At 50.7% G+C, this 23,002-nt stretch carries 19 protein-coding genes and 1 pseudogene; 10 read left to right on the top strand and 10 right to left on the bottom strand.

Annotated features, from left to right (window positions below; genetic code table 11):
* Window positions 1-267: 267 nt before the first annotated feature.
* Genes secB through E1189_RS18810 form a run of 3 tightly spaced genes read right to left on the bottom strand, consistent with a single transcriptional unit; the run spans window position 268 to window position 1,461 of the window.
* The gene (gene secB, locus E1189_RS18820) at window positions 268-729 is read right to left on the bottom strand and encodes a protein-export chaperone SecB (protein WP_155162388.1); all 462 of its coding nucleotides are present in this window, start codon (window positions 727-729) and stop codon (window positions 268-270) included.
* A 43-nt stretch (window positions 730-772) separates the two neighbouring features.
* Entirely contained in the window at window positions 773-1,042 is a 270-nt protein-coding gene (gene grxC / locus E1189_RS18815; RefSeq protein WP_456238845.1) for a glutaredoxin 3, read from the bottom strand.
* A gap of 2 nt (window positions 1,043-1,044) precedes the next feature.
* Window positions 1,045-1,461: a rhodanese-like domain-containing protein gene (locus E1189_RS18810; protein WP_155162386.1), complete on the bottom strand. Its 417-nt coding sequence runs from the start codon at window positions 1,459-1,461 to the stop codon at window positions 1,045-1,047.
* 162 nt (window positions 1,462-1,623) lie between these two features.
* On the opposite strand from E1189_RS18810, the gene gpmM reads away from it, so the two are divergent.
* The 5 genes from gpmM (at window position 1,624) to E1189_RS18785 (ending at window position 8,092) form a co-directional block, all read left to right on the top strand.
* Window positions 1,624-3,156: a 2,3-bisphosphoglycerate-independent phosphoglycerate mutase gene (gpmM, locus tag E1189_RS18805; RefSeq protein ID WP_155162384.1), complete on the top strand. Its 1,533-nt coding sequence runs from the start codon at window positions 1,624-1,626 to the stop codon at window positions 3,154-3,156.
* Between the two features lie 175 nt (window positions 3,157-3,331).
* A complete protein-coding gene (locus E1189_RS18800; protein ID WP_155162382.1) occupies window positions 3,332-4,510 on the top strand; it encodes a murein hydrolase activator EnvC family protein in 1,179 nt (392 codons plus the stop codon).
* A gap of 21 nt (window positions 4,511-4,531) precedes the next feature.
* Window positions 4,532-5,986 carry a S41 family peptidase gene (locus E1189_RS18795; RefSeq protein ID WP_230460525.1) on the top strand — a complete coding sequence of 485 codons (1,455 nt, stop codon included), beginning with the start codon at window positions 4,532-4,534 and terminating at the stop codon, window positions 5,984-5,986.
* Between the two features lie 112 nt (window positions 5,987-6,098).
* Entirely contained in the window at window positions 6,099-7,490 is a 1,392-nt protein-coding gene (locus tag E1189_RS18790; protein WP_155162380.1) for a hypothetical protein, read from the top strand.
* Window positions 7,487-8,092 carry an LOG family protein gene (locus tag E1189_RS18785; RefSeq protein WP_230460524.1) on the top strand — a complete coding sequence of 202 codons (606 nt, stop codon included), beginning with the start codon at window positions 7,487-7,489 and terminating at the stop codon, window positions 8,090-8,092. The genes E1189_RS18790 and E1189_RS18785 overlap by 4 nt, the downstream gene beginning before the upstream one ends.
* Here E1189_RS18785 and E1189_RS18780 read toward each other — a convergent pair.
* Window positions 8,080-8,460, bottom strand: coding sequence for a hypothetical protein (locus tag E1189_RS18780; protein WP_155162377.1), 381 nt, complete (start codon window positions 8,458-8,460; stop codon window positions 8,080-8,082). The genes E1189_RS18785 and E1189_RS18780 overlap by 13 nt on opposite strands.
* 78 nt (window positions 8,461-8,538) lie before the next feature.
* On the opposite strand from E1189_RS18780, the pseudogene E1189_RS26310 reads away from it, so the two are divergent.
* The 3 genes and pseudogenes from E1189_RS26310 to grcA form a co-directional block, all read left to right on the top strand.
* Window positions 8,539-8,739: pseudogene (locus E1189_RS26310) on the top strand (LIM domain-containing protein); the annotation flags it as partial.
* 174 nt (window positions 8,740-8,913) lie between these two features.
* Window positions 8,914-9,486 carry a protein DA1 gene (locus tag E1189_RS25615; protein WP_329602115.1) on the top strand — a complete coding sequence of 191 codons (573 nt, stop codon included), beginning with the start codon at window positions 8,914-8,916 and terminating at the stop codon, window positions 9,484-9,486.
* A gap of 155 nt (window positions 9,487-9,641) precedes the next feature.
* The gene (gene grcA / locus E1189_RS18770; RefSeq protein WP_230460522.1) at window positions 9,642-10,025 is read left to right on the top strand and encodes an autonomous glycyl radical cofactor GrcA; all 384 of its coding nucleotides are present in this window, start codon (window positions 9,642-9,644) and stop codon (window positions 10,023-10,025) included.
* 106 nt (window positions 10,026-10,131) lie between these two features.
* On the opposite strand, the gene E1189_RS18765 is transcribed toward grcA, so the two are convergent.
* Window positions 10,132-11,355 (bottom strand): hypothetical protein, encoded by a 1,224-nt coding sequence (locus tag E1189_RS18765; protein ID WP_155162371.1) that lies wholly within the window; start codon window positions 11,353-11,355, stop codon window positions 10,132-10,134.
* A 455-nt stretch (window positions 11,356-11,810) separates the two neighbouring features.
* On the opposite strand from E1189_RS18765, the gene E1189_RS18760 reads away from it, so the two are divergent.
* A complete protein-coding gene (locus E1189_RS18760; protein ID WP_155162368.1) occupies window positions 11,811-12,437 on the top strand; it encodes a YqiA/YcfP family alpha/beta fold hydrolase in 627 nt (208 codons plus the stop codon).
* Window positions 12,438-12,617: 180 nt separating this feature from the next.
* The gene (parE, locus tag E1189_RS18755) at window positions 12,618-14,504 is read left to right on the top strand and encodes a DNA topoisomerase IV subunit B (protein WP_155162366.1); all 1,887 of its coding nucleotides are present in this window, start codon (window positions 12,618-12,620) and stop codon (window positions 14,502-14,504) included.
* Window positions 14,505-14,557: 53 nt separating this feature from the next.
* Here the strand turns inward: parE and E1189_RS24010 are convergent, their stop codons facing one another.
* The 5 genes from E1189_RS24010 to E1189_RS18730 all read right to left on the bottom strand — a co-directional run bounded on the left by E1189_RS24010 (window position 14,558) and on the right by E1189_RS18730 (window position 22,773).
* Window positions 14,558-16,162 carry a hypothetical protein gene (locus tag E1189_RS24010; RefSeq protein WP_230460521.1) on the bottom strand — a complete coding sequence of 535 codons (1,605 nt, stop codon included), beginning with the start codon at window positions 16,160-16,162 and terminating at the stop codon, window positions 14,558-14,560.
* Between the two features lie 182 nt (window positions 16,163-16,344).
* Entirely contained in the window at window positions 16,345-17,085 is a 741-nt protein-coding gene (locus E1189_RS18745; protein ID WP_155162364.1) for an efflux RND transporter periplasmic adaptor subunit, read from the bottom strand.
* A gap of 12 nt (window positions 17,086-17,097) precedes the next feature.
* Window positions 17,098-19,011 (bottom strand): preprotein translocase subunit SecA, encoded by a 1,914-nt coding sequence (locus E1189_RS18740; protein ID WP_155162361.1) that lies wholly within the window; start codon window positions 19,009-19,011, stop codon window positions 17,098-17,100.
* Window positions 19,004-21,178: an efflux RND transporter periplasmic adaptor subunit gene (locus E1189_RS18735; protein WP_329602114.1), complete on the bottom strand. Its 2,175-nt coding sequence runs from the start codon at window positions 21,176-21,178 to the stop codon at window positions 19,004-19,006. The genes E1189_RS18740 and E1189_RS18735 overlap by 8 nt, the downstream gene beginning before the upstream one ends.
* A complete protein-coding gene (locus E1189_RS18730) occupies window positions 21,142-22,773 on the bottom strand; it encodes a GAF domain-containing protein (protein WP_196221520.1) in 1,632 nt (543 codons plus the stop codon). Before E1189_RS18730 ends, E1189_RS18735 begins: the two co-directional genes overlap by 37 nt.
* Between the last annotated feature and the right edge of the window lie 229 nt (window positions 22,774-23,002).

Below are 23,002 nucleotides of genomic sequence, written 5' to 3'. Positions count from 1 at the left end.
CCCTCTTAAAAAAGAAATAGAAACTACAAGCTCCATCACTCAAGCCACGCCACCCCTTTCAACACCTTTAAGAAACAGTGAATTATGTTTACCAAAATCAATAAAGTTCCGGATTGAACGTTTGATGTGACTTCCAGCCATCAGGTTACGTGTGTATTGGAGAGTGAGAAATAAAGGGAAAGCAGAATATTCAGAAACAAGAAAACCGCCAGAAGGCGGTTCTCTCAGTTCGTTCTCAATCCGAAGGATGAGACGACAGCATAACGATTACTGCTGTGGCTGTTCAGCAGCCTGCTGCAAAGCCTGTGCGTACAGTGCATCGAAGTTAACAGGCGCCAGCATCAGGGCAGGGAAGCTGCCACGGGTTACCAGGCTGTCGATCGCTTCACGGGCGTATGGGAACAGCAGGTTCGGGCAGAATGCACCCAGGGTGCGGTGCAGGTCAGCTTCTGGCAGGTTCTTGGCCAGGAAGATACCACCCTGGTGAACTTCAGCAACGAAAGCCGTCTCTTCACCGTGCATAACAGTGGCAGTCAGAGACAGTACCACTTCGTACATGCCGTCTTCGCCCAGCTTGGTGTTACCCGTATTCAGATCCAGTTTCACTTCTGGCTGCCACTGCCCCTTGAAGATATCAGGTGCTTTTGGCGATTCGAAGGAGATATCCTTCACGTAGATACGTTGCAGTGCGAACTGTGGTTGTTGATCCTGATCTTGAGCTTCAGACATCATTATTTCCTTGAGCTATCTATTTTTAGAGTTTGGGCTTGCTTTACCCAGCGAGAAGAGAATCCAGTTCGCCCCGGGCTTCCAAAGCGTAAAGGTCATCACACCCACCTACGTGGGTTTTACCAATCCAGATTTGTGGCACGGATGTTCTGCCCGATCTTTCTGTCATAAGTTTACGGACATCGGGCTTGCCATCCACAGAGAAAATTTTTGCGGGAACCCCTTTTTCCTTCAGCAAGCCAAGGGCTTGTTGACAGAAAGGGCATAAGGCAGAGCTAAAAACAACAACTTCCTGCATAATCAGAGATTCCACATTTAATTCTTAACCAGAGGCAGGTTCTCACCCTGCCAGGTGTTCATGCCGCCCCTCAGGCGTACGACATTCTCAAAACCAGCCTCTTTCAGCTGCTTACCGGCCAAACCACTGTGCTGGCCCATACTATCAACCAGAATCACAGGGTCTGACTTATGTTTGTCCAGCTCGCCTATACGGGATTTCAGGCTGCCATGAGGAATGTTGATGGAGTCAACAATAGCGCCGCGAGCAAACTCTTTTTTGTCACGGATATCAACAACAAGCGCCTGCTCCTGGTTCACCATGCGGGTCAGCATCTGGGTACCGACCGTCTGGCCGCCTTTGCGTAGCTCAGAGAAAATCAGCAAACCCAGCAGCACGGCAAATGCGCCCGTCAGTGCCGGGTGGTTAATAATGAACTCTATGAATTGTTCCATTGGAAAAATCGGGTAACCGGAAAATACGACAAGTTCGCAAGTATACAGACTGGCAGAACAATTTCATCAACCGAACGCACTGCTTACAATTTCCATGGAGTTACCGTGTACGAGTCGCTAAAATTACCTGCTATCATCCCCTGACACTATATGCGTAACAGTATGACTAAGCGTACAACGGCCCTGTTAATCCTCGACGGCTGGGGCCACCGGGAAGAATCCGATTCCAACGCCATTCTGGCCGCCAACACTCCGGTGATGGACAACCTCTGGGCAAACAACCCTCACACCCTCATCTCCGGCTCCGGCGGTGATGTTGGCCTTCCTGATGGCCAGATGGGTAACAGCGAAGTTGGCCATATGAACCTGGGGGCCGGCCGTATTGTTTATCAGGATCTCACCCGCATCACTAAAGCCATCAGAGATGGCGACTTCCAGCAGAACCCAGAGCTGGTAAAAGCAGTTGATGCTGCAGTATCTGCTGGCAAGGCCGTACACCTGATGGGACTGATGTCTCCCGGCGGTGTTCACTCCCACGAAGACCACATCCACGCCATGGTAGAGATGGCGGCAGCCCGTGGTGCCAAGGAAGTCTATGTTCACGCCTTCCTTGATGGCCGCGACACGCCACCTCGCAGCGCCAGGGCTTCTCTGGAAAAAACCGACGCCCTGCTGAACCGTCTGGGTGTTGGCCGGGTAGCCTCCCTGATCGGCCGCTACTACGCCATGGACCGTGACTCCCGCTGGGAGCGTGTGGAAGAAGCCTGGAACCTGATGACCGCAGGCGACAGTGCATTCACCGCCGAAACCGCGGTTGCAGGCCTGGAAGCCGCTTACGAGCGTGATGAAAACGATGAGTTTGTAAAAGCCACCAGCATCGTTCCAGCGGGCGCCAGCCCTGCTGTGATGAGCGATGGCGATGCGGTGATTTTCATGAACTTCCGCGCCGACCGTGCCCGTCAGTTATCCCGCGTTTTCGCAGACGACAGTTTCGATGGCTTCACCCGCAAACAGCGCCCGAACCTGGCTGGCTTTGTGATGCTGACCCGCTACGCCGAAAGCATTCCCGCTTCCTGCGCCTTCCCACCCGCACAGCTGGTAAATACGCTGGGTGAGCATATGGAGAAACTGGGTAAAACGCAGCTGCGCATCGCCGAAACCGAGAAGTACGCCCACGTAACCTTCTTCTTCAGCGGTGGCCGTGAGACGCCATACACGGGTGAAATCCGCACGCTGGTAGATTCCCCAAAAGTTGCCACTTACGACCTGCAGCCAGAAATGAGTGCACCGGAAGTGACCGACAAACTGGTTCTCGCTATTGAAAGTGGTGAGTTCGATCTGATCATCTGCAACTACGCAAATGGCGATATGGTTGGCCACACCGGTGTGTTTGATGCTGCTGTTAAAGCAGTAGAGTGTGTAGACACCTGCGTGGGCCGTATTGTTGACGCCCTGGAAAAGCAGGGCGGCCAGTGCCTGATAACAGCCGACCACGGTAACGCCGAGCAGATGATGGACAACGCCACAGGTCAGGCGCACACCGCCCATACCTGCGAGCAGGTGCCGCTGATTTACGCAGGCCCTCAGGACATTACTCTGAACGAAGGCAAACTGTCTGACATTGCCCCTACTCTGCTGAAGCTGATGGATCTGCCACAGCCTGAAGAGATGACGGGTCATAATCTGGTTGCCTGACCCCTCCCCCTGGCGTTGGGCTTTGCTCAACGCCAATCCAATCCATTCCTCTCCTGCCAAAACAAAACCTGCGTCGTAAGTACCCAATCTCGGTACTTCTGGCTTTGAACGCGCCCTGAATGCGTCCATACTGTTCGAATGAGTATAAAAACCACATAACGTGATACAGGATCGAATGAAAATCAGGCGTTTAAATGCGTTTCTCAAACCGATAGGGACAAGGGTTGTTCTTGTCTCGCTGACACTACTGTTACCGTTTGCCCTTCCAGTTCAGGCTGATACGAGTAAGACCAATAATGCCGAACGTCTGGAAACAGTCAATAAAGATATAAAGAAGCTACACGCTCTGCTGGATAAAATCCGTAAGGAACGTTCTTCTATTGAAGCCCGCCTGGAAACCACCGAACGGGAAATCAGTCGTGTTCAGAAAGATCTGAAACAAACAGAGAGAGAACTGGAGGAGGCGAAAGCCACCGCAAAAAAGCAACAAGCCCAGCGCGAAGCGCTGAGGCAAGAACAGAATGAAAAACAGCAAAGCGTTTCCAAAGCGCTCAAAGCTGCTTATGTAGCTGGGAAAAATCCGCAGATCAAGCTTCTGCTGAATCAGGAAAATCCGGCCAAGGCCAATCGCATGATGGCCTACTACAACCATTTTGCACTGGTACAATCGGCATCACTGGCAGCTCTGAAAGAAACTGATCGCCAACTGGCAATCGCAGAAACACGCCTCGAGAAGACCAACCAACAGATTGTTCAGCACCAACAGGCTCTCACCAGCCGTGAGCAAACCTTGAAGAAGAGCAAAGGTAACCGCCATCAAGTGCTGGCGAAACTAGCTGCCAGTGAAAAGCAAAGCCACTCCAGACTTGGCAAATTAGAAGAAGAGCAGAAAGCCTTACAGCAACTACTGGCTTCCATTACTTCCATTGCAGACATTACCTCTGTCGATCAGCCTTTCAGCAAGGTCCGTGGAAAAATGCCATGGCCTGTGCACGGTAAACTTCTGCACAGGTTTGGTGACCGCCGGGACAACACCAAGCTTACCTGGCCAGGCATTTACATCAGGGCGAGCGCTGGTACACCGGTGAAAGCGCCTCACCATGGTCGTGTGGTATTTGCCGACTGGATGAAAAGCTTCGGTCAGCTGATGATTATTGATCACGGCAATGGTTACATGACTCTCTACGCCCACACTCAGGACATGCTGAAAACAGAGGGTGACTGGGTGCTGCCCGGTGAAACCATTGCTCTGGTAGGAGACAGCGGAGGTCAAACCCAGCCTGGGCTGTATTTTGAAATACGCTACAAAGGTAAACCCTCCAATCCTGCGCGGTGGCTGGTAGCATCCCGTTAGATGCTCAGGATATACTCGTAAATGGAACTTAAACATCGGGATCAGCCTCAGCAGGAGCACTACATGCCCACCCGTAAACCTCTTTCTCTCTGGTCCCCGGCAGCATTCTTTGCGCTGTCCCTGACACTGTTACCATTGGCGCCACCGGTTTCTGCACAGGAGCAAGCCTCACCTGCTAAAGCGGGTACTCCTGCAGGCGCCAGCCAGGAGAAAGGTCGGTTACCACTGGATGAGCTGCGTGCCTTCACTGAGGTGATGCAGCGTATCAAAAGCGCGTACGTTGAACCGGTTGATGACAAAACCCTCCTTGAAAATGCCATTCGCGGCATGCTCGACAACCTCGATCCTCACTCTGCCTACCTGAAGCCTGAAGATTTTCAGAATCTCGAAGAGAGTACGTCTGGTGAGTTTGGTGGCCTTGGTATAGAGGTTGGCAGTGAAGATGGCCTGATCAAAGTCATCACGCCCATTGATGACACGCCCGCCAAACGGGCAGGGGTGCAGGCAGGCGACCTGATTATTAAACTGGACGACACCCCCATCCGTGGCCTTGGCCTGAAAAAGTCTGTTGAACTGATGCGGGGCAAAGCAGGAGAACCTATCAAGCTGACCATTATCCGGGAAGGCGCCAGCAAGCCTTTGGATATCAAAGTGGTGCGAGACATCATCAAGGTCGACAGCGTACGCTATCGTTCACTGGAATCTGGCTTTGGTTACATCCGTATCAGCCAGTTTCAGATGGATACCGGAAAGGAAGTGAATGAGGCTCTGGAAAAGCTGCGCAAAGAAAATGAAGTGAATGGTTTGAAGGGCGTTGTACTGGATTTGCGCAATAACCCTGGCGGTGTGTTGCAGGCTGCTGTGGATGTAGTAGATACGTTTCTGAAAGATGGTCTGATTGTGTACACCAAGGGCCGTATTCCCAACTCCGATATGAGTTACAGCGCCAACGGTAAAGATCCCTCAACCAACCTTCCTTTGGTGGTGCTGATTAACGACGGCTCGGCATCAGCCTCAGAGATTGTGGCGGGTGCTCTGCAGGATCATCGCCGGGGTATTCTGGTTGGTACCAAGAGCTTTGGTAAAGGTTCAGTGCAAACCGTTCTCCCCCTCACCACTGACAGCGAACGCGGCCTGAAGCTCACCACAGCGCTGTACTACACCCCAAGCGGTCGTTCCATTCAGGCGGAAGGCATTATGCCGGATATTGAAGTGGACAATGCCAGCGTCACCCGTGTGAAGGAAAATAACAGCTACCGGGAAGCGGATTTGAAAGGTCACCTCGACAATTCTGCCAAACCAGAAATGAGCACCAAGGCCGATATGGAAGTCGATGAAAAGGAAGACAAACAACCTCTGGATGTCAGCGATTACCAGCTGAATCAGGCATTAAATATTCTGAAGAGTCTGTATCTGAGCCGCCAGCCCGGCAAACCGAGCCCGACACTCCAACTCCCCACCACCACTGGACGCTGATCGTAGCACAGACAGGCAGTTATCGTGACTGCCTGTCCTGTTACACCCAAGTCCCAGCAAATCTTTTACCCTGCACGGTGGATTCGACCACATGTGTTCAGGGCAATGTGTCATGGCTACAAATTACAGACCACTTCCTCTCACACCCGGCCTGTCACTTCTTATGCCACTCACCCGGCGAGAAGAGCTGGAGGCAAGGCACGCACCGGCGGTACTAACAACACCAGCAATAAAACACTTGGTGCCCCGCCCGCCCAGAACACCTGTCGGGGAAAGACAAACACGCATGCTTACTCCCGATACCCCCCTTATCACCGTGAGCACCCAAACGCCCCCATCTGTAAACGTGGCACCCAGACATCAACCTGAAGAACGTCAGCCTTCAGAAAAGGAGAGCGTTCAGCCCAAAGGCAAAAAACGAAAGATACTGCGGGGGCGAGAGCGTTCACTTCAGGCTCCAAAGAGTATGCCCGTCGAGCGTATTACACAGTCCGCATCACAGGACCATCCTTCAACCTCCGGAGCCCAGCTTATTTGGGACCACAAACATCTGACAAACACTGCCATTACTCACCTCAGGCATCAGCTTGAACACCTGATCTGCAGCAAAACCCGGACATTCCCGAAGGCACTTGTGAGTCTTCGGTGCGGCCATGTATTCGACCAGAAGTTCCATCGGAAAAACCTTGAACCTGTGACCTGTTCACAAACAGGCTGCGGACGAACCTTCAGCCCTCTGGAGGTTGCCCTGATATCCCAGCCTCAAAAAATTCGAAGAATCGCTGAAGAGTTTCTAAGCCCTCTGTTTCCGGAAGGCACTGACAACTGGGAATTTAACAAAGCTGCTCAGATATTTTCAGTCACCTTGTCCCGCTTCCTGACACCAGAGGTTCCCAAACTCAAAGAAGCCTGCGACAAAGCCATTCACGACGCCATTCAGGCTGCAGTGCGCACTCTTCCCACTTATGGTCTGAGCGATATTCTGATTCCTCCATCCGATCAGGGTTCAAGCGATGAAGGAGAGTTGTTTGAAATCCCTCCACTTCGCAAACGCCCGGTGCCTGCCTTGAAGAAAACCGGAGCAGAGCCAGCAAAAAAATCAGAACGCCCCCTGCGGGCTCAACAGAAGGCTCCCCCTTTTGTTGTTCAGTCGAAATTGAAATCCCACTGGAAACCTTTTGATGGCACTGCAGGCCGTTACTGCCTCACCCATGTGATAGTCCCCACAAAAAATATCGATCAACTCACGGGAGATCATCGCTGGCAGGAGGTTTTCCCTAAAAACTTTATCGGTGAGAATCTGGCCCGAAGAGTCAAACAGGCCGCTGAAAATAACATCCGCTTCATTCTACAAAAGCAACCCGATGGTCGTCAGACATTCACTTTCAACCCTGACTTGCCTGCCATGTCGCCGGATACCCTGACTGTCCCCAAAAACCACTGGTGTATATTGCGGGAACAACTTGATCGCTATGGCGTTGAACTGGACGATAACGCCTTATGAGTGACACTATCGAGCCAAATATTCAAAAGCACCAGGACCGTGTTATGCCAACACCCTTGAGAACCGTATGTGTATTTTGCGGCGCCCGCCCCGGCAGTGACCCAGAGATTCTCAACAGCACCCTGAAACTGGCCGATGAGCTGGTCAAACACAACCTCACTCTTGTGTATGGCGGCAGCAGCACCGGGCTGATGGGGTTATTGGCAGATCGTGTTCTGGAAGGTGGTGGAAAGGTGATTGGGGTAATCCCCACCCATATCGTTGATATGGAAATCGCCCACACGGGGCTGACAGAGCAACATATTGTGGACTCCATGGCTACCCGTAAAAGCAGGATGATGGAACTGTCCGATGCTTACATCGCACTCCCCGGCGGCTACGGCACGCTGGACGAATTGTTTGAAACCCTCACCAATGCCCAGCTTAATTTGCACAGTAAACCTGTTGGCGTTCTGAATGTGAATGGTTATTACGATAGCCTGGTCACATTTCTCGATCATGCCTGTTCACAGGGGCTGTTGGCCGAAGGAAACCGCAAGCTTCTGCAAACAGGCAATACGCCATCAACTTTGCTGACAAAACTGATGGATCAGGACGTGTGAAGATATTTCTCCAGCCCCAGGGGTTCTGAGCCATTGTGAAGTTTATGGATAATCGTCTCCACAAAATCCATAACCATGGGTGAACACCCTCCGCTGGCGGTTGTCAGCGGGCTGGTGAGATTTTTTGCATCAAGGTGTGCCTCTTTCAGCACGCTGTGCAGGTAGTGAGGCATGTTGTAACTGATACCGGTGGGTAACACAAAGTGGCGAGACGTTCGTAAACCACCTCGCTGGGTAATATCAACCTGAACATCCAGAGCTCTCTCTGGGGTTTCTGGAGAGATCACACACTCGACATCCATATTTGCCACTATGCGCTCATCGGGCATTTGAGCGATAACGGCATGTCGGTGAATACTGCTGGCCATAGGAGGCTCCTTATCCGACACATCTGCGCCCCATTATAGGATGACTAAGCTGAAATCATTGGATGATTCAAAACAAGGATGCCCGTGCGCTGCCAACGCTGCCAAAAGCCCATTTCCGGTAATTACGTGAGAGCCTTTGATAAGGTCTGGCATCACGACTGTTTCCTGTGCACAGGCTGTCAGAAACCCATCGCAGGTCAGTATATAAAAAAAGATGGTCAGCCCTGGCATATACCCTGCTTTCAGAAAGCCTTTATTCCCAATTGTGCTGTGTGTAACAAACCACTCACCGAAAGCTACCTGCAGGATTATTGGGGCAATAAATACTGTGCCTCCCATAGAAAATACGCCACCTGCACGAGCTGTGGCCGCATAGTATGCGGCCCGGTGACCAACGGCGGCATGCGTTTTCCTGATGGTTTGATGATTTGCCATCTGTGTACGGAAACGGGGGTGACTACCCAATCCAAAGCCACCAAAATCATGTGGGAGATGCGGGAAGCCCTGAAATCCCTGGGGCTCAACCTCTACAACGCTGAAACCCCAACCCGCCTCACCAATCGGGATGAGCTGCATACCCACAGCCGCCATAGCAATCATGATGAACACCCGCTTTTGGGATTGGCTCAGTGGAGCACAACCTATGTGGGTAAACGCATTGTCTCACGACAATTCAACGAAATTCTGATTCAAACCAATTTGCCGGAAGACCATTTTCGTACAGTGGTGATCCATGAACTCACCCACGCCTGGTTCTTCTACAACAACCCAAAAGGTGAGAAGCTGCCACTGCATATTGAAGAAGGTATGTGTGTGTTAGTGGAGTATTTATGGCTAAAAAAACAAAAGACTGATGACGCACAGTATCGGATGACGATTATCAAAGAGTGTCCGGACCCGATTTATGGTGATGGTTTTCGAGCTGCACTCAAGGCCATGAACTTTATGCGCCTTTCCTCGCTAGCCCGCTACATTATTGAGAAAAAGAAGTTCCCGTCTGCCTTTTCCGCATTCTTCTATGAATAATTTCTATCAGACCGATAGAAAAAATTATGCTTATTTGTTGGGCACAGCCATCAAAAATTGACGTGAATCAATTACACACCACAACTATGAAAGGTAAATTTCAACTCAAGTTGAATTTACCGACATTTCACCAATCCGGTGACCAGGGGTTTAAGATGAGCGTTAAAGGCATTCAAATCACTTCCGCAGCTAACACCAGCCTGGAGAACTCCTTCTGGCTGCTGGACAAAATCAAGAGCGAAGCACGTTGCATCTGCGTGAAAGACCAGCTGTTTGCTCAAGACGAAATCGTAAACGTTGAGAAGCTGGGCAAGTTCGAATACCAGGAAGTGAACATGCAGGCAGCTCCTGTCCGTGAAGGTGGCCAGCACCTGAACGTGAACGTAATGTCCCGCGAAATGCTGGAAGACGCTGCGGCTCATCCTGAGAACTACCCTTCTCTGACCATCCGTGTGTCCGGTTACGCCGTACGCTTCAACTCTCTGACTCCAGAGCAGCAGCGCGACGTTATTACCCGCACCTTTACTGATTCCATGTAAGATTCAGTTAAGTGAGATGAAAAAAGGCTGCCAGTAAGGCAGCCTTTTTTTAAGTCCCGTTTAAAGGGATAAGAACAGATTTGATCTGCCCTCTCTTTCCTGCTTATTAGTACATATTCTCCTCGTCAGCAGCAGTAAGAGAAGAGCCCATGTGATTCTCATTGTTTTCCGTTCTCTTCATTCTCAACGTTTCTTCGTAGGCAGGTAATTGACGTCCTCTGTGACTCAGTAATCCCTTCAGATATTCCACCTGCTTTGTCTGGTACTCTTGGGAAAAGGTGCTGTCAGTCGTATACGTTACTGTATCAGCAGGATCCACGTCAGAGGCTTCTGTCCGGGCAGAAACTGAGAACAGTGCCTTCAGGGCCATTTCACTCTCAAACCGGAGTGTTACTGTATTTGTTTCTTTGTCTTTTGAACCTTGCTTTGCGCTTACCAATGGGCAATTGCCCTGAAAAATATTAGAACCTACCAAACCGTTTGGCTCCCTGAACATGTGCAGGGTTCTTTTGGCCATATAGCCACCGACCTCAAATACGATAGATACAAAGCTATGTTCTTTCGTTAGCACGTCCTTGCTATTGTCGAAGAAGTAGTCTGCCAGTGCTTCCATCCTGTTGGCGCACGGGTCAGGCCTTACCATACCTACAAGGGTGACGGTTTCACCAGGCCTGAGATGATTGCCTTCGATAGCTTTGCGAGCGTCTTTCGTGCTGAGGTACAGAGTTTCCGATGCTTTCTCCCACCATTCGGCCGTTGTTCTACTCTCGGAGCCAGTGGCCTCATCGCTCTGAACAGGCAGCGGCTGACGACCGGCATCCCATTGCTCTATCTTCAAACCTCCCTGATCCCTGAATATTTCCAGAGCTTCATCGTTAATACGTATCATAGATCTCATATGAGTGCGAGCCTCCCTGCGAGAGGTGGCATTCGTGTAGAAGACGGCGCCACTTTCCTGACTATAATAGCCCTCACTGTGCTCAAATCTTTTTACAAATTCACTGATCTCATCGGATACAGGATACTCTACGCGTGTTTCTGGTGGAGGTGCGGTATCCATAGGCTGAACTGCTTCGGGAGCTTTCAGACCCAGAGCCTGGCAGACCTTATGTATTCTGCCAGGCTCTGAGCAGATTCTTTGTTGAACCTCCCGGATCAGTTTTTCCTTGGACCTTTCCATATCACAGGGCTTTTTAGGTTGAAAGTTCTTCACCTCGGCTATTGCTAAGCCTGCTGCAAGCAGTACTTTTGTATTAAACATTTTCACCTTGGTTAGAGCTTCTGGAAACTGCTTTTCAATAGCTTCTGTTATCTCTCTTTCAACACTCAAGGAAATGGACCGCTCTGGCAGTTGTGTGTGTGCTACATGAGTGCCAGCCCCGCTCGCCACACTTGGCAGATCTTCCTGTGGATTAGGACATGGAAGCTGTTCGTCTGCACTGATTAAAGGTTTTTGTGCTGAATTGTTAACGCCGTGCATAGTCATTTTCTCCTTGATAGTATGCAGTGAATTCAGTGCTTATAGAGTGGATTTCCGGTGAACTGGTTCCGGAAGGTGAACACCTCTGTCAGGAAGATGAACACCTCTGTCAGGAAGATGAGCACAGGCTGATACTGCAAATCAGAGTGTGAAATATAGGAAAATTGTACTCTGCTCTCGAAGGTACAGCCTTGTTCTTCACTGCTTAAATGTTAAGCGGAAGTCAGGGCCTGTTTTTTGGGGAGTGACTTCCACCCTCCAAGTCTGATAGTTTGCCAGCTTACGCCGAATAAACAGGAGCTTTTATGGGGAAGGTGCGTCCATTACTTCTTTATATCCACGGCTTTAACAGCTCACCCCAATCCAGAAAATGCAATGTTCTGGGAGCTTATCTGGAAAAGCACAAAATCCACTGTGACTATCAAGTACCACAACTGAGTCAGTGGCCGGGGGAAAACGCCCGCATGCTGTTCACCCTCGCAGCAGAGGCTTTGCAGCAAAGGCCGGTTTACATTGTTGGCAGTTCACTCGGTGGTTTTTACGGCACCTGGCTGATGCAGCGTTTACTGGAGGAAGAGTTTAAGTATCCGGTGAAGCTTGTTGTTATCAACCCTGCCGTTCGCCCTTATGAACTGTTTGCCGATTACCTCGGCCCCCAAAAGAATTATTACAACGGCGAAGAATATGAACTGACCCAGAAGCATATTGACCAGCTCGCTCATCTGGAAGTCGCCACTCTCCACCATCCAGACAACATTCTCCTGCTCGCCCAGACCGGCGACGAAACCCTTGACTACCGGCACGCCATTGTACGCTATCAGGATTGCCCCCAGCGCATCGATGAAGGCGGCGATCATGCTTTTCAGGGTTTTGAAGACTGTATTCCTGTGATTCTGAGTTTCTTCGGCCCGCTTTTACTTCCTGCTACATAACCCTCGAATCTAAAAACGGGTTATCTGGGACTATTTCCCTCAGATAACCCGACAGATCAGAACCCACCCCCATAAAAAGCAGTTATAAAACAGTTTTTGAACAAAGCCCCCAAGACGTTTTACACTTGTCCAATTCATTTATTCGCCGAGCACAGCTCGCCTCCGCTTCAGAAGGGAAACATGCAGAACGAATACACTGCCGAAGCTATCGAAGTACTCTCAGGGCTTGATCCGGTGCGTAAGCGTCCGGGCATGTACACAGACACCACTCGCCCGAACCACCTTGCCCGAGAGGTGATTGATAACAGTGTGGACGAAGCTCTGGCCGGCCACGCCACAGAGTTGAAGGTGATCCTGTACCCGGATAACTCTCTGGAAGTGATCGATAACGGACGAGGCATGCCGGTAGACATTCACCCCAAACACAAAGTGTCTGGGGTGGAACTGATTCTCACCCGTCTCCACGCTGGCGGTAAATTCTCCAACAAAAACTATCAGTTCTCCGGTGGTTTGCACGGTGTGGGTGTATCGGTTGTGAACGCCCTATCCACTAAGCTGGATATCCGGATTCGTCGTGGCGGACAGGTGTACAACATCGGTTTTAAAGATGGTTTCAAAGCCTCTGAGCTGGAAGTCGTCGACACCTGCGGTAAGCGCAACACTGGTACGTCTATCCATTTCTGGCCAGATGCCCAATACTTCGATTCTCCCAAATTCGCAGCCCTGCGCCTGAAGCATACTCTGCGGGCCAAAGCCGTTCTCTGCCCCGGTTTGAAAGTGACTTTTCAGAATGTCGCTACCAAAGAAACGGAAACCTGGCACTACCAGGATGGCCTGAAAGACTATCTGCACAACGCCGTTGATGGTTATGAACTGCTGCCAAAGGAGGCCTTTACAGGCAGCCTGCGGGGTGAAAAGGAAGCTGTAGACTGGGCCGTGATCTGGCTGCCCGAAGGCGGCGAGCTGATTACCGAATCCTACGTAAACCTGATTCCCACTGCTCAGGGCGGTACCCATGTCAATGGCCTGCGCACCGGTTTGCTGGAAGCCATGCGTGAGTTCTGCGAATTCCGCAACCTGCTACCCCGTGGTGTAAAGCTGACTCCCGATGACATCTGGGAACGCTGTGCCTATGTACTCTCTGCCAAACTGGCTGACCCACAGTTCTCCGGTCAGACCAAAGAACGCCTTTCATCCCGCGAGTGTGCGGCCTTTGTGTCCGGCGTTGTCAAAGATGCCTTCAGCCTGTGGCTGAATCAGCACACTGATCAGGCTGAAGTGCTGGCTGACCTGTGTATATCAACCGCCCAGCGTCGTATGCGCAAAGCCAAAAAGGTTGTACGCAAAAAAATCACCCAAGGCCCGGCCCTGCCCGGTAAGCTGGCCGACTGCACCAGTCAGGATCTCAACTACACCGAAATCTTTCTGGTGGAAGGTGACTCTGCTGGCGGCTCTGCCAAGCAAGCCCGTGACCGTGAACATCAGGCCATCATGCCTCTGCGGGGCAAGATTCTGAACACTTGGGAAGTGGACTCCTCCGAAGTGCTCGGCTCTCAGGAAATACACGACATCTCCGTAGCACTGGGTGTAGACCCAGGATCCGACAAGCTCGACGGCCTGCGCTACGGTAAAGTCTGCATTCTCGCCGATGCGGACTCCGATGGCCTTCATATCGCTACTCTGCTCTGTGCTCTGTTTGTGCAACACTTCCGCAAACTGGTGGAAGCTGGTCATGTGTATGTGGCCATGCCGCCACTGTATCGCATCGACATTGGTAAAGAGGTTTACTATGCCCTCGACGAAGCGGAGAAGGAGGGTGTTCTGGATCGCCTGAAGGCAGAAAAGAAGCGCGGTAAAGTCGGCGTACAGCGCTTTAAGGGATTGGGTGAAATGAACCCGCTCCAGCTCCGTGAAACCACCATGGCACCAGACACGCGTCGTCTGGTTCAGCTGACCATTGACGAGCCGCTCACGACACAACAGGTGTTGGATATGATGCTGGCTAAGAAGAGAGCATCGGATCGTAAGAAATGGCTGGAGACGAAAGGGAATCTTGTTGAGATTTGACCGGCACACCACACCCTGAGTACCCAGACCTGCGAAAACAATGGTTTGGGTACTTATGTGTTTTTAGCCCATCTCACCCTTTTGGGCTCATCGGGTGGATACATGCTTCTAATACGCTTACGTATCGCTCTGAACTCACTGTTTTTCAATGCCACCTCAACTTTTACCTCGGGCTGGCCATGGCGTTGTAGAATGTGAATATATTTCTGTTTTGCCTCCATAGTGGATACCATGGCTTGAAGGACATTAGCACGCCAGGCTTCAAAATATGCCGAGCTTTCATCCATATCATCTGACAAAGATCCGTCATCTTCTGGATCATCTTCTGGATCATCTTCTGGATCATCACTTTGCTCAGAACTCATATATGATTCACTATCTGGAAACGTATCGTAAAAATCCTGTTTAGATTCAAAAGGCTCTATATCCTTTACCAAAGGAATCCAGTCAACATATTTAATAACTTCGTTTTGGTAGAGCACAGTATTGATGTTCTCAACCATAAGGAAAAAAAGTTGTGCTAAAAGATTATTTTCGGAGTTTAGCCAAACCCAGGAAAGCCACTTTCTCGTATCATCATCGACACACTCAAAAGGCGACATCTCTTTATCACGTTTTTTCTTGGAGGCAGACAGTTTATCTAATTCATCAGCCAATTGGTGGGTATACTCGCAAAAAATACCCCAGTGAGTCGTATAGTACCTTGACGAGCAGCCTGTTTTCTTTAGCCTTGACTCAAATTCTTGTAACTTCTTACTAAGAACCTTCGAAAATCTTTTTCGCGCTGTAACATCTCTCACTCTTTTAGGGAACAAAACTGTTCCGTTGTCGTAATAGCTAGCAGGTGCGTACACAACGTGAGCTATATTCCAGCGTTCTGCCTTTTGTGCGACTCTATGTTTCAGAAGCTGGTATGCAGATGGTGTTTTTGCTACATCCACCTCATCAGGTTTCTTAGCTGCAGGTTTCTTAGCTGCAGGTTTTTTATCTGCAGGTTTTTTATGCCACCCTATTTTTTTTACCGACTTATCAACCTCTGTATAGCTTTCCCTCCAGTCAAATGAAGGCTCCCGAAACTCCCCTACCCCCTGTAACGTTACAAGTTTACAATCTAATGCCAACCCTAACAGCAAGGCACATGGATCGCGATGCCATTCAAGCAGTGCAAATGCTCTTAGATTTGTATAAAGATCAACATTGCTTTTTATATCGTCTAATGTGGGTAAATCACGCTTATTCTCCTGAAGCTCCCGGTGAAAAGCCTCAAGCTGCCGGACAATCTGGTTGTATTTTTGCCGGCAACTCTCCCATTGAGGCCTTGTCACTCGGAAAGCCTTCAACCACCTCGTGGTTTTTTGTTTAGAATCTTTCTCGTAAGGTGTGAGGGCAACGCTTTCATCTTCACCTTCTAAAAGCAGTAACGACTGGACTCGATCAATAGTGCTCACAATACGTCTGGGCAGCCCCATGCTTGTAGCTCTGTATCCAACCTCATCTGCTCTCACAGCTTTACAGGGCAAGTTTACTATTACTGCCCGAAATGGAGATCTCTTTAAAGACTTGATAGGTATAGAGACACGTAGTTCATCCGAGTCGAGCTGTGGTTCTTTGGAAGCTTGAGCGCCCAGTATCGCTGGTGAGCTGGAGTCAATATTCATACATAAGCCCTATAATGAGAGTGAGATTTCCATATTGACCTTCCCATGAGCAACAAGTTTAAAAACCTACTGACAAGGCTGGTAGAACACGTAACAAAGCCATAGAGAAATGTCACACAAGGCTATCGGGTTCCACACTGTAGAGGCACAAACCATCCACCTGGAAACGCCATTTTTCCTGATTACTGCACAGAAGTAAGTTCAAATATGGCCCGACACTTCAAACCTGCAGGCAGTTTTGAGTCTGGGTTGGGTAGCTCCACTCGCACGCCATAGGTACCACTGGCGGCATCAATCACTTTATCCACAATTTTGACTGTGCCCTGAAAAACATCCTCCTGCCCACCAATAGCTACACTCACAGGCGTACCCGGCTGAACCTGACCATAGTGCTCTGCTCGCAAAACAATTTCCGCATGCAGCGGGTTTAACGACACCAACTCCAGAACCGGCTCTGTGCCCACATATTCACCAATGGACACGCTGCGTTTCACAACAATAGCATCAGCTGGGCTATAAATTGTTCGCTGCTTTAGCCGCGCTTCCGCTTCCTTGATAGCCAGTTGTGCCAGCTGTTTATCAGTCAGCAGTTCATCCTGCTCAAAGTCAGAGAGCAGCCCTTTGCGCAGCAGATCTTTATTACGTTCCAGCTTTCGGGATGAAAACTCCGCCCGTGCTTTTACGCTGTCCAGCGCGGCCTGCTCTAAACCACTTTCCAGCTTCACCAGCACCTGCCCTTTATTCACCTGAGAGCCACGCTCTGTATTTACGGCACTGACAATACCCGATACATGACTGCTGACTTTTATCTCACGACTGGGCTCAAGTAAACAACTCAACTGCATATCGTCTGGCGTTTGTGCTGTAGCAGAGCCTGCCCATAAAAACAGTTGCAAGGGCAGCATCTGAAACACTTTATTCATTATTAACTCCCTCTACCCGACAAAGGCCAGTCGCTCATCCTGACGTTCATCAATTCTAAATACCTGACGCCTGATCACGGCATGACGGCGCTCAACCTTTTTTTGTGCCCGCCTTAATCGCCACAAACTGTATTGCTGTGGTAAGGCGCGCGTTATGGAAGAATCTTCACCAGAAACTATCACCTCAAAACTTCCCGCATCTCCCTGCCGGGCACAGCGCCCTGCCAGCTGTCGGTCAATGCGGGATGAGTCATGGTACTCCGTGAGAATCACATGCAGCCCGCCCATGGCTTCCACCTCATCGGAGAGGCTGATATCTGTGCCCCGCCCTGCCATCTGCGTAGCCACTGTGACCTGCCCACGTTCACCGGCACAGGCAACGATATCGGCCTCTTCATCGTCATGGCTGGCGCTGAGAACCCTGTGAACGATCTTTTCGTTTTCTAACATTTGATGCAGATGTTGGGCTTGCCCTACACTGGCAACGCCTACAAGCACGGGCCGCCCTTGCTGATGCATAGCTTTTATTCGATCAACTACAGCCTGCCATTTCTGGTTGGCTGTCGTATGAAACTGTGGAGAGAAGTACTGTCGTTTACTGGGCTTGTGGGTAGGAATTTTCACTACAGGCAAACCGTAGATATTCCACAGTTCGCCACGCACTTCGCAGGCTGTGCCCGTCATCCCCCCAAGATGGAGGTATTGGCGGAAAAACCGTTGATACGTCATCCGAGCCAAGGTGTCTCTGGGAGATGTCAGCTCACAGTCTTCTTTCAGCTCTACCAGCTGATGTAAGCCTTGCTCCCAGCTTCGATCTTCCATTATCCGACCGGTGTGCTCATCAATAATCTGTACCTTGCCATCCCGTATAAGATAATGATGATTCCGATCCAGCAATCCCATTGCAGTCAGTGCTTTATAAACAATATCTTCCCGCCGCACCTTACTGGCCCAGTAGTTCCCTGCATTCCGACTTATCACCTTCAGCCGCTCTTCACCCAGACCCGTGAACTGAATACTGCGCTTCTGCCTGTCGAGCAGGTAATCCTCATCCGCTTTCAATTGTGCGGCATATTTCAGTGCCTGCTGATACACCTGAACCTGATCCTCTGACAGGCCATGCCCTCCTGAAATCACCAACGGGCTGCGGGCTTCATCCAGCAACACGCTGTCCGCTTCATCCACAACTGCAAAGTGCAGCCCTCTTAACAGGAGAGATGCTTCCAGCTCACTGTTGCCCCGCAGCCGTTCACTATGCAAATGCAACGGATTGCTGTTCTGCTTCAAAACCAACTGATCACGCAGGTAATCAAATACAAGATCTTTATTGGTGCAGTACACGACATCACAACTGTAAGCAGCATGGCGCTCCACAAAGGACATCCTGGGTACAATACAGCCCACTGTTAAGCCGAGAGAACGATACACAGGCTCCATAAGCTCGGCATCCCGCCGAGCTAAATACTCGTTCACTGTAACCACATGCACGGGAATTCCGCTATGGCCTGCAGCGGCAGCCGGGAGAGTCGCAGTCAGGGTTTTGCCTTCACCAGTCTGCATTTCAGCAATATTACCTTCAAGCAAAGCCAGCCCTGCCAGTAGCTGGGAGTCGAAGTGAAGCATTCCCAATTCACGGCCTGCCACCTGACGCACCATAGCAAAAGCTTGAATGAGCAAATCATCGATTAAACCATTGCTTCGCAGTTTTTGTTTGAATGCTTCGAGGGTGTTCTCACAAAGTGCAAGTTCAGGCTGTTGGTGAATCTTTTTTATAAGTTGCTGGTATCGTATTCGGCGTACGACACCCACGCTCTGCCCAACACCTTTTGCCCGATGACAGAGCTTCTCCAAAGTCTCTTTCGGCTGGTGACGACGCTCAGGCCGCAACAGTCGGCCCACCGCCTGCCGTTGCGGGCGCTTAGACATCCAACTGCCTCAGGAATAGACGACGAAGATCCCGCACCCAGCGAAAGACCAGAGGTTCAGGGTCATGACTGAAACGTACATACACCCGTTCATTCAGGCGAGTAGAGGATTTATCGTCGAGAGCCAACTCCAGCTGGAAGTAGCGACCAAAGGAGTGAACGCCTTCACTCTCATCAGGGTTAGAAGCGATCTTGCCACCACCGGCCAGCGTTAAAATACGGCTGGGTAGTTGTCGTGTAGACGCCGGAGCAATACGCACGACCTCAGCACTGAGGGAGACATCCCGGGCTGAAACAAAGCGCGCTTCAACCGCTCTGGTATTATTGCGCACCAGCTCAATAGCATCTTCTGGCACCATCACCGTGAGAGCGGTGTTATCAGCAATAACATAACCCAGCAGTTCACCACGGGGGAGAAAGCGCCCATTCAGAGAATCACCAGCGTCGAGATAGAAGACGCCTGTCTGAGGACTATTGACAGTCATACGCTGCGTTTTCTGCTTTTTGTTTTCCAGCTCTTCTTTACGAAAACGCACCACTTCCCGATTTAACTCTGCAGCCGTACGATCATCTACACTGGCCTGATACTGAACCAGTGCCTCTTGATAATTTGCTTCCAGCACGGCTTGCTGGGCCACAAGCTCCGGGTCAGCCAGTTGTGCCAGCAGCTGCCCCTCTTCCACCGTATCACCACTTCCAATAGCCAGCTGTTGCACAAAACCACCAGTACGCACCCGCACCATGGATTGCTCTGGCGGTAAAATGACACCTTCGGCAACCGTTGATAGTGGGAACGGAATCATTCCGAATGCAGCAACAACCGTTACCACTACACCAGTCACCAGTCCCCACAAACGACTGGAATGCTCTTCAATGGAAGGTTCACCCATCGCTTTCTTTATTATTTTCATCAGCGGCATAACCAATGTCATCACCATTAACCAAATAGCCAGCAGTGTGCCAATAAAGAAATACTGACCAGCAATAAACAAAGCAATGGCCACCATAATAAACAGGCGATACACATAAGAAACTGTGACATAACCCGCCAGCCAGAGACCTTCTTTCCGAGTTGTTACCTGAGATTCCTGATTGGGAATATTGAGAATATAACGCTTGACCAGATACCCCAGATACTGATTACCACGCGTAGCAAGATTGGGAATCTCCAGCCAGTCGGCCAGTACATAGTAGGCATCAAAACGCAGGAGAGGATTGCCGTTAAATAACAGCGTTGAGACTCCGGCAACCAACATAGTGTTAAAAGCTATCGCCCGCACAGCTCCCGGCTCAACCAGCGTCCAGACAATCATTGCCAGTGCCGCAATCAACGACTCAACCAGAATACCTGCAGCCCCCGTGAGCATACGCTGGTATTTACTGTGGAAGGCGGAGGCCGCCGACGCATCCACATAGGGCACCGGAAAGAACACCAGCAGCATAATACCAATCTCGTGGACCTCACCGCCCCAGCGTTTGACGATGTAGGCGTGGCCCAGCTCGTGAATGGTTTTCACAAATGGATAGATCAGAGCGATTAGCAGCACATTTTCCAGAGAAAGAATGCGGTCACTGACGTTTTTAGTCAGCACTTCCCAGTGCAGTCCGGCCAGCACAATTCCGGCAACCACCACACCCAGCCAGAACAGCATTCCCCACCGTGAAATCAGCGGGCGAACAAAGGGTTCCGTGCGCCTGAGAAAGCGTTCAGGGTCCATTAGTGGAATGCGGATGGCGAGGGGAGACTTCACCTTCTGCAACTGTCGTTTACGTTTCTGGTTGCGGTAACGTTGATTGAGCAGTTCGATATCCGGCACGCTGTCGGAATGGAGCAGATTGGCGTTAAACAGGCGGGATACCAGATCAATCACTTCATCCTGAGAGGGCATGGCATCGCCCAGCTCCATAGATGCCTGCTCCCAGATGGTTTGCAGAGAGCGTTCACCATCCATCAGAGCGATAATGTGCCAGGCTTCGGGGGTAAAACGGTGAAACTGCCCGGTGGCATGATCCTGCAGAACAAACCACACCTGCTCCCGATAAGTATGCCGGTGCACATCCGCATGGCGGCGCAGATGCACCTGTAATTCTGCCACGCGATACCACTGCTGGCTAAACAACGAGACGGACATCAGGCCCACCAGCTCCAAAGCTGCAATCTCATCCACTCTGTTAAACCACGGGTCCAGATGGCTATACGCTTATCTTCCCCCAGAGAGACTTTACCAATGCCTTCCATACCGGGGCGCAGTTGCGCCCCGCCGGACTTCAGGCTCGCCTCCACCACAAACCAGGTGGCCCCATCTTCCGAGAGAGTTTTGGGGGTAATCTTATCGACCACAAAGGAGAAAGGCTCATCAGGCAGAGCCGATAGAAGCAGGCTGCCGCTCTGCCCTTCCTGAATATCCGCTATGCGGCTTTCCGGTATTTTCAGATCAACCCGATAGGCATCCAACGGTGAAACTTCAAACAACACTTCCCCTTTATTCACCTGCCCACCGAGACGCTGGCTGAGATCCCCTCGAATCACAAGACCATCAAAAGGGGCTTTTTGTTGTGAACGTGTGATCTGGCTTTCCACCAGTTCCAGCTGGGCTTTGGCCTGATCCTGCTGTGCTGCGATGATATTAACTTTGGCGCGATCATACGCGGCAGCGGCTTCCTGATACTGGCGATCAAGTTTCTTTTGGTGACTGTTCCAGCGTAGCTTTTCCAGTTGCAGGTCTCTGTCGTCTAACGCGACCAGCAACTCACCTTCGTTGACCTTATCACCGGCTCGTACAGATGCATTGCGCACGTAACCATCGAAAGGAGCGACAACAACCCGTTGTATCGCGGTTGTGAGAGCTGCATCGGCTGAGAGCCTGTTTTCCCCGGTGGCAACAGAGAGATAGGCTGATACGGCCAGAAGACCGATACCTGTGAGCTTACGGCCTAAATAGCCAGCACCCAGCAATCGCTGTAACTGCTGTCGCCCTGCATCAATGGCCTTTTGCCACAAAGGGCGATCATTTAACCGTTTCTCTTCCAGGGCAGAGGCAACCAGTGTCACAGCACTTTCGCACAACTCAGTTTCCTGCTGGGTGAAAGGCTGCTCCAGACTGCGCTGCAGGGTTACTGCTCCGACACATTTGGAGTCGCGATAGAGAGGAATCGTGAGAATAGATTCTCCCTGGTGCTGGCGAGATAAAGCTTCGTGGGAAAAAGTAATTACCCCTTCCCCTCTGGCAGCAGGCAGGCTGATGATACGAGCCTGATCAATAGCTTCATCCATTGCTGATTCAATGCAGCGCACAAGGTTCATGCGTTTGGTGAACTCAGCACTGTGGGAAAGATGGTGAACAGTGGTTGAGTTATTTTTATAAGAGCCAACGCTGACCAGATCACAGCCCATGGCCGCTGCCAGTTCTGATACCAGCCGCATGGCAGCAGCATCATAGCTGGTTTCCGCAAGCACCTTGGCCAGCAGATCAACGGCAGTACTCAGTTGTCGCTGTTGCGTATCAGTAGCCCATTGTCGTTTTTGAACAAGAGCCAGCTCAATCCAGCCACATCCCCATCGCAGTTGGGACATAGCGGGCTGCAAGGAAGACTGTTCAGTATCAACAATTAAGACAGACACAGCTTCCAGCTCACTGTTAACAAAAATGGGGTAGGCCACAGCCCAACCCGTTTCCATGCTTTCATCCAAAGGGGTTAAAAGCGGGGTCGACTGCTCGATAACCTCTTCAATTAAAACAGAGATGGTTTCTATTTCAGGCATTACACTGGGCCAGAGAGCTACTGGTTGAAAAATGCCATGTTCAGGGGATTTAATCGCAAGTATGCCCGCACGAGTGTCGGGGACAGATTCACACTGCTGGTGCAACCAGGTTTGATAAAAGGCCTCGTCTCCCTGCGAGGACAAGAGTGTAGAAAGAGAGTGCCACCCTACTTTGGAGGCTACTGTTTCATTTGAACTTTGTTTTTCTTTTTTATTTATTGTTTTTTGC

The sequence above is a fragment of the Parendozoicomonas verongulae genome (assembly GCF_009711465.1).
GTDB classification, from domain to species: domain Bacteria; phylum Pseudomonadota; class Gammaproteobacteria; order Pseudomonadales; family Endozoicomonadaceae; genus Sansalvadorimonas; species Sansalvadorimonas verongulae.
Note: the sequence above shows the minus strand (reverse complement) of the source record. Positions and strands in the feature narration are given on the sequence as shown.

Excerpts from the sequence above, each read along its gene's own strand:
- secB (WP_155162388.1), bottom strand. The coding sequence starts at position 729 with ATGTCTGAAGCTCAAGATCAGGATCAACAACCACAGTTCGCACTGCAA.
- E1189_RS18810 (WP_155162386.1), bottom strand. The coding sequence starts at position 1,461 with ATGGAACAATTCATAGAGTTCATTATTAACCACCCGGCACTGACGGGC.
- gpmM (WP_155162384.1), top strand. The coding sequence starts at position 1,624 with ATGACTAAGCGTACAACGGCCCTGTTAATCCTCGACGGCTGGGGCCAC.
- E1189_RS18800 (WP_155162382.1), top strand. The coding sequence starts at position 3,332 with ATGAAAATCAGGCGTTTAAATGCGTTTCTCAAACCGATAGGGACAAGG.
- E1189_RS18795 (WP_230460525.1), top strand. The coding sequence starts at position 4,532 with ATGGAACTTAAACATCGGGATCAGCCTCAGCAGGAGCACTACATGCCC.
- E1189_RS18790 (WP_155162380.1), top strand. The coding sequence starts at position 6,099 with ATGGCTACAAATTACAGACCACTTCCTCTCACACCCGGCCTGTCACTT.
- E1189_RS18785 (WP_230460524.1), top strand. The coding sequence starts at position 7,487 with ATGAGTGACACTATCGAGCCAAATATTCAAAAGCACCAGGACCGTGTT.
- E1189_RS18780 (WP_155162377.1), bottom strand. The coding sequence starts at position 8,460 with ATGGCCAGCAGTATTCACCGACATGCCGTTATCGCTCAAATGCCCGAT.
- grcA (WP_230460522.1), top strand. The coding sequence starts at position 9,642 with ATGAGCGTTAAAGGCATTCAAATCACTTCCGCAGCTAACACCAGCCTG.
- E1189_RS18760 (WP_155162368.1), top strand. The coding sequence starts at position 11,811 with ATGGGGAAGGTGCGTCCATTACTTCTTTATATCCACGGCTTTAACAGC.
- parE (WP_155162366.1), top strand. The coding sequence starts at position 12,618 with ATGCAGAACGAATACACTGCCGAAGCTATCGAAGTACTCTCAGGGCTT.
- E1189_RS24010 (WP_230460521.1), bottom strand. The coding sequence starts at position 16,162 with ATGAATATTGACTCCAGCTCACCAGCGATACTGGGCGCTCAAGCTTCC.
- E1189_RS18745 (WP_155162364.1), bottom strand. The coding sequence starts at position 17,085 with ATGAATAAAGTGTTTCAGATGCTGCCCTTGCAACTGTTTTTATGGGCA.
- E1189_RS18740 (WP_155162361.1), bottom strand. The coding sequence starts at position 19,011 with ATGTCTAAGCGCCCGCAACGGCAGGCGGTGGGCCGACTGTTGCGGCCT.
- E1189_RS18730 (WP_196221520.1), bottom strand. The coding sequence starts at position 22,773 with ATGCCTGAAATAGAAACCATCTCTGTTTTAATTGAAGAGGTTATCGAG.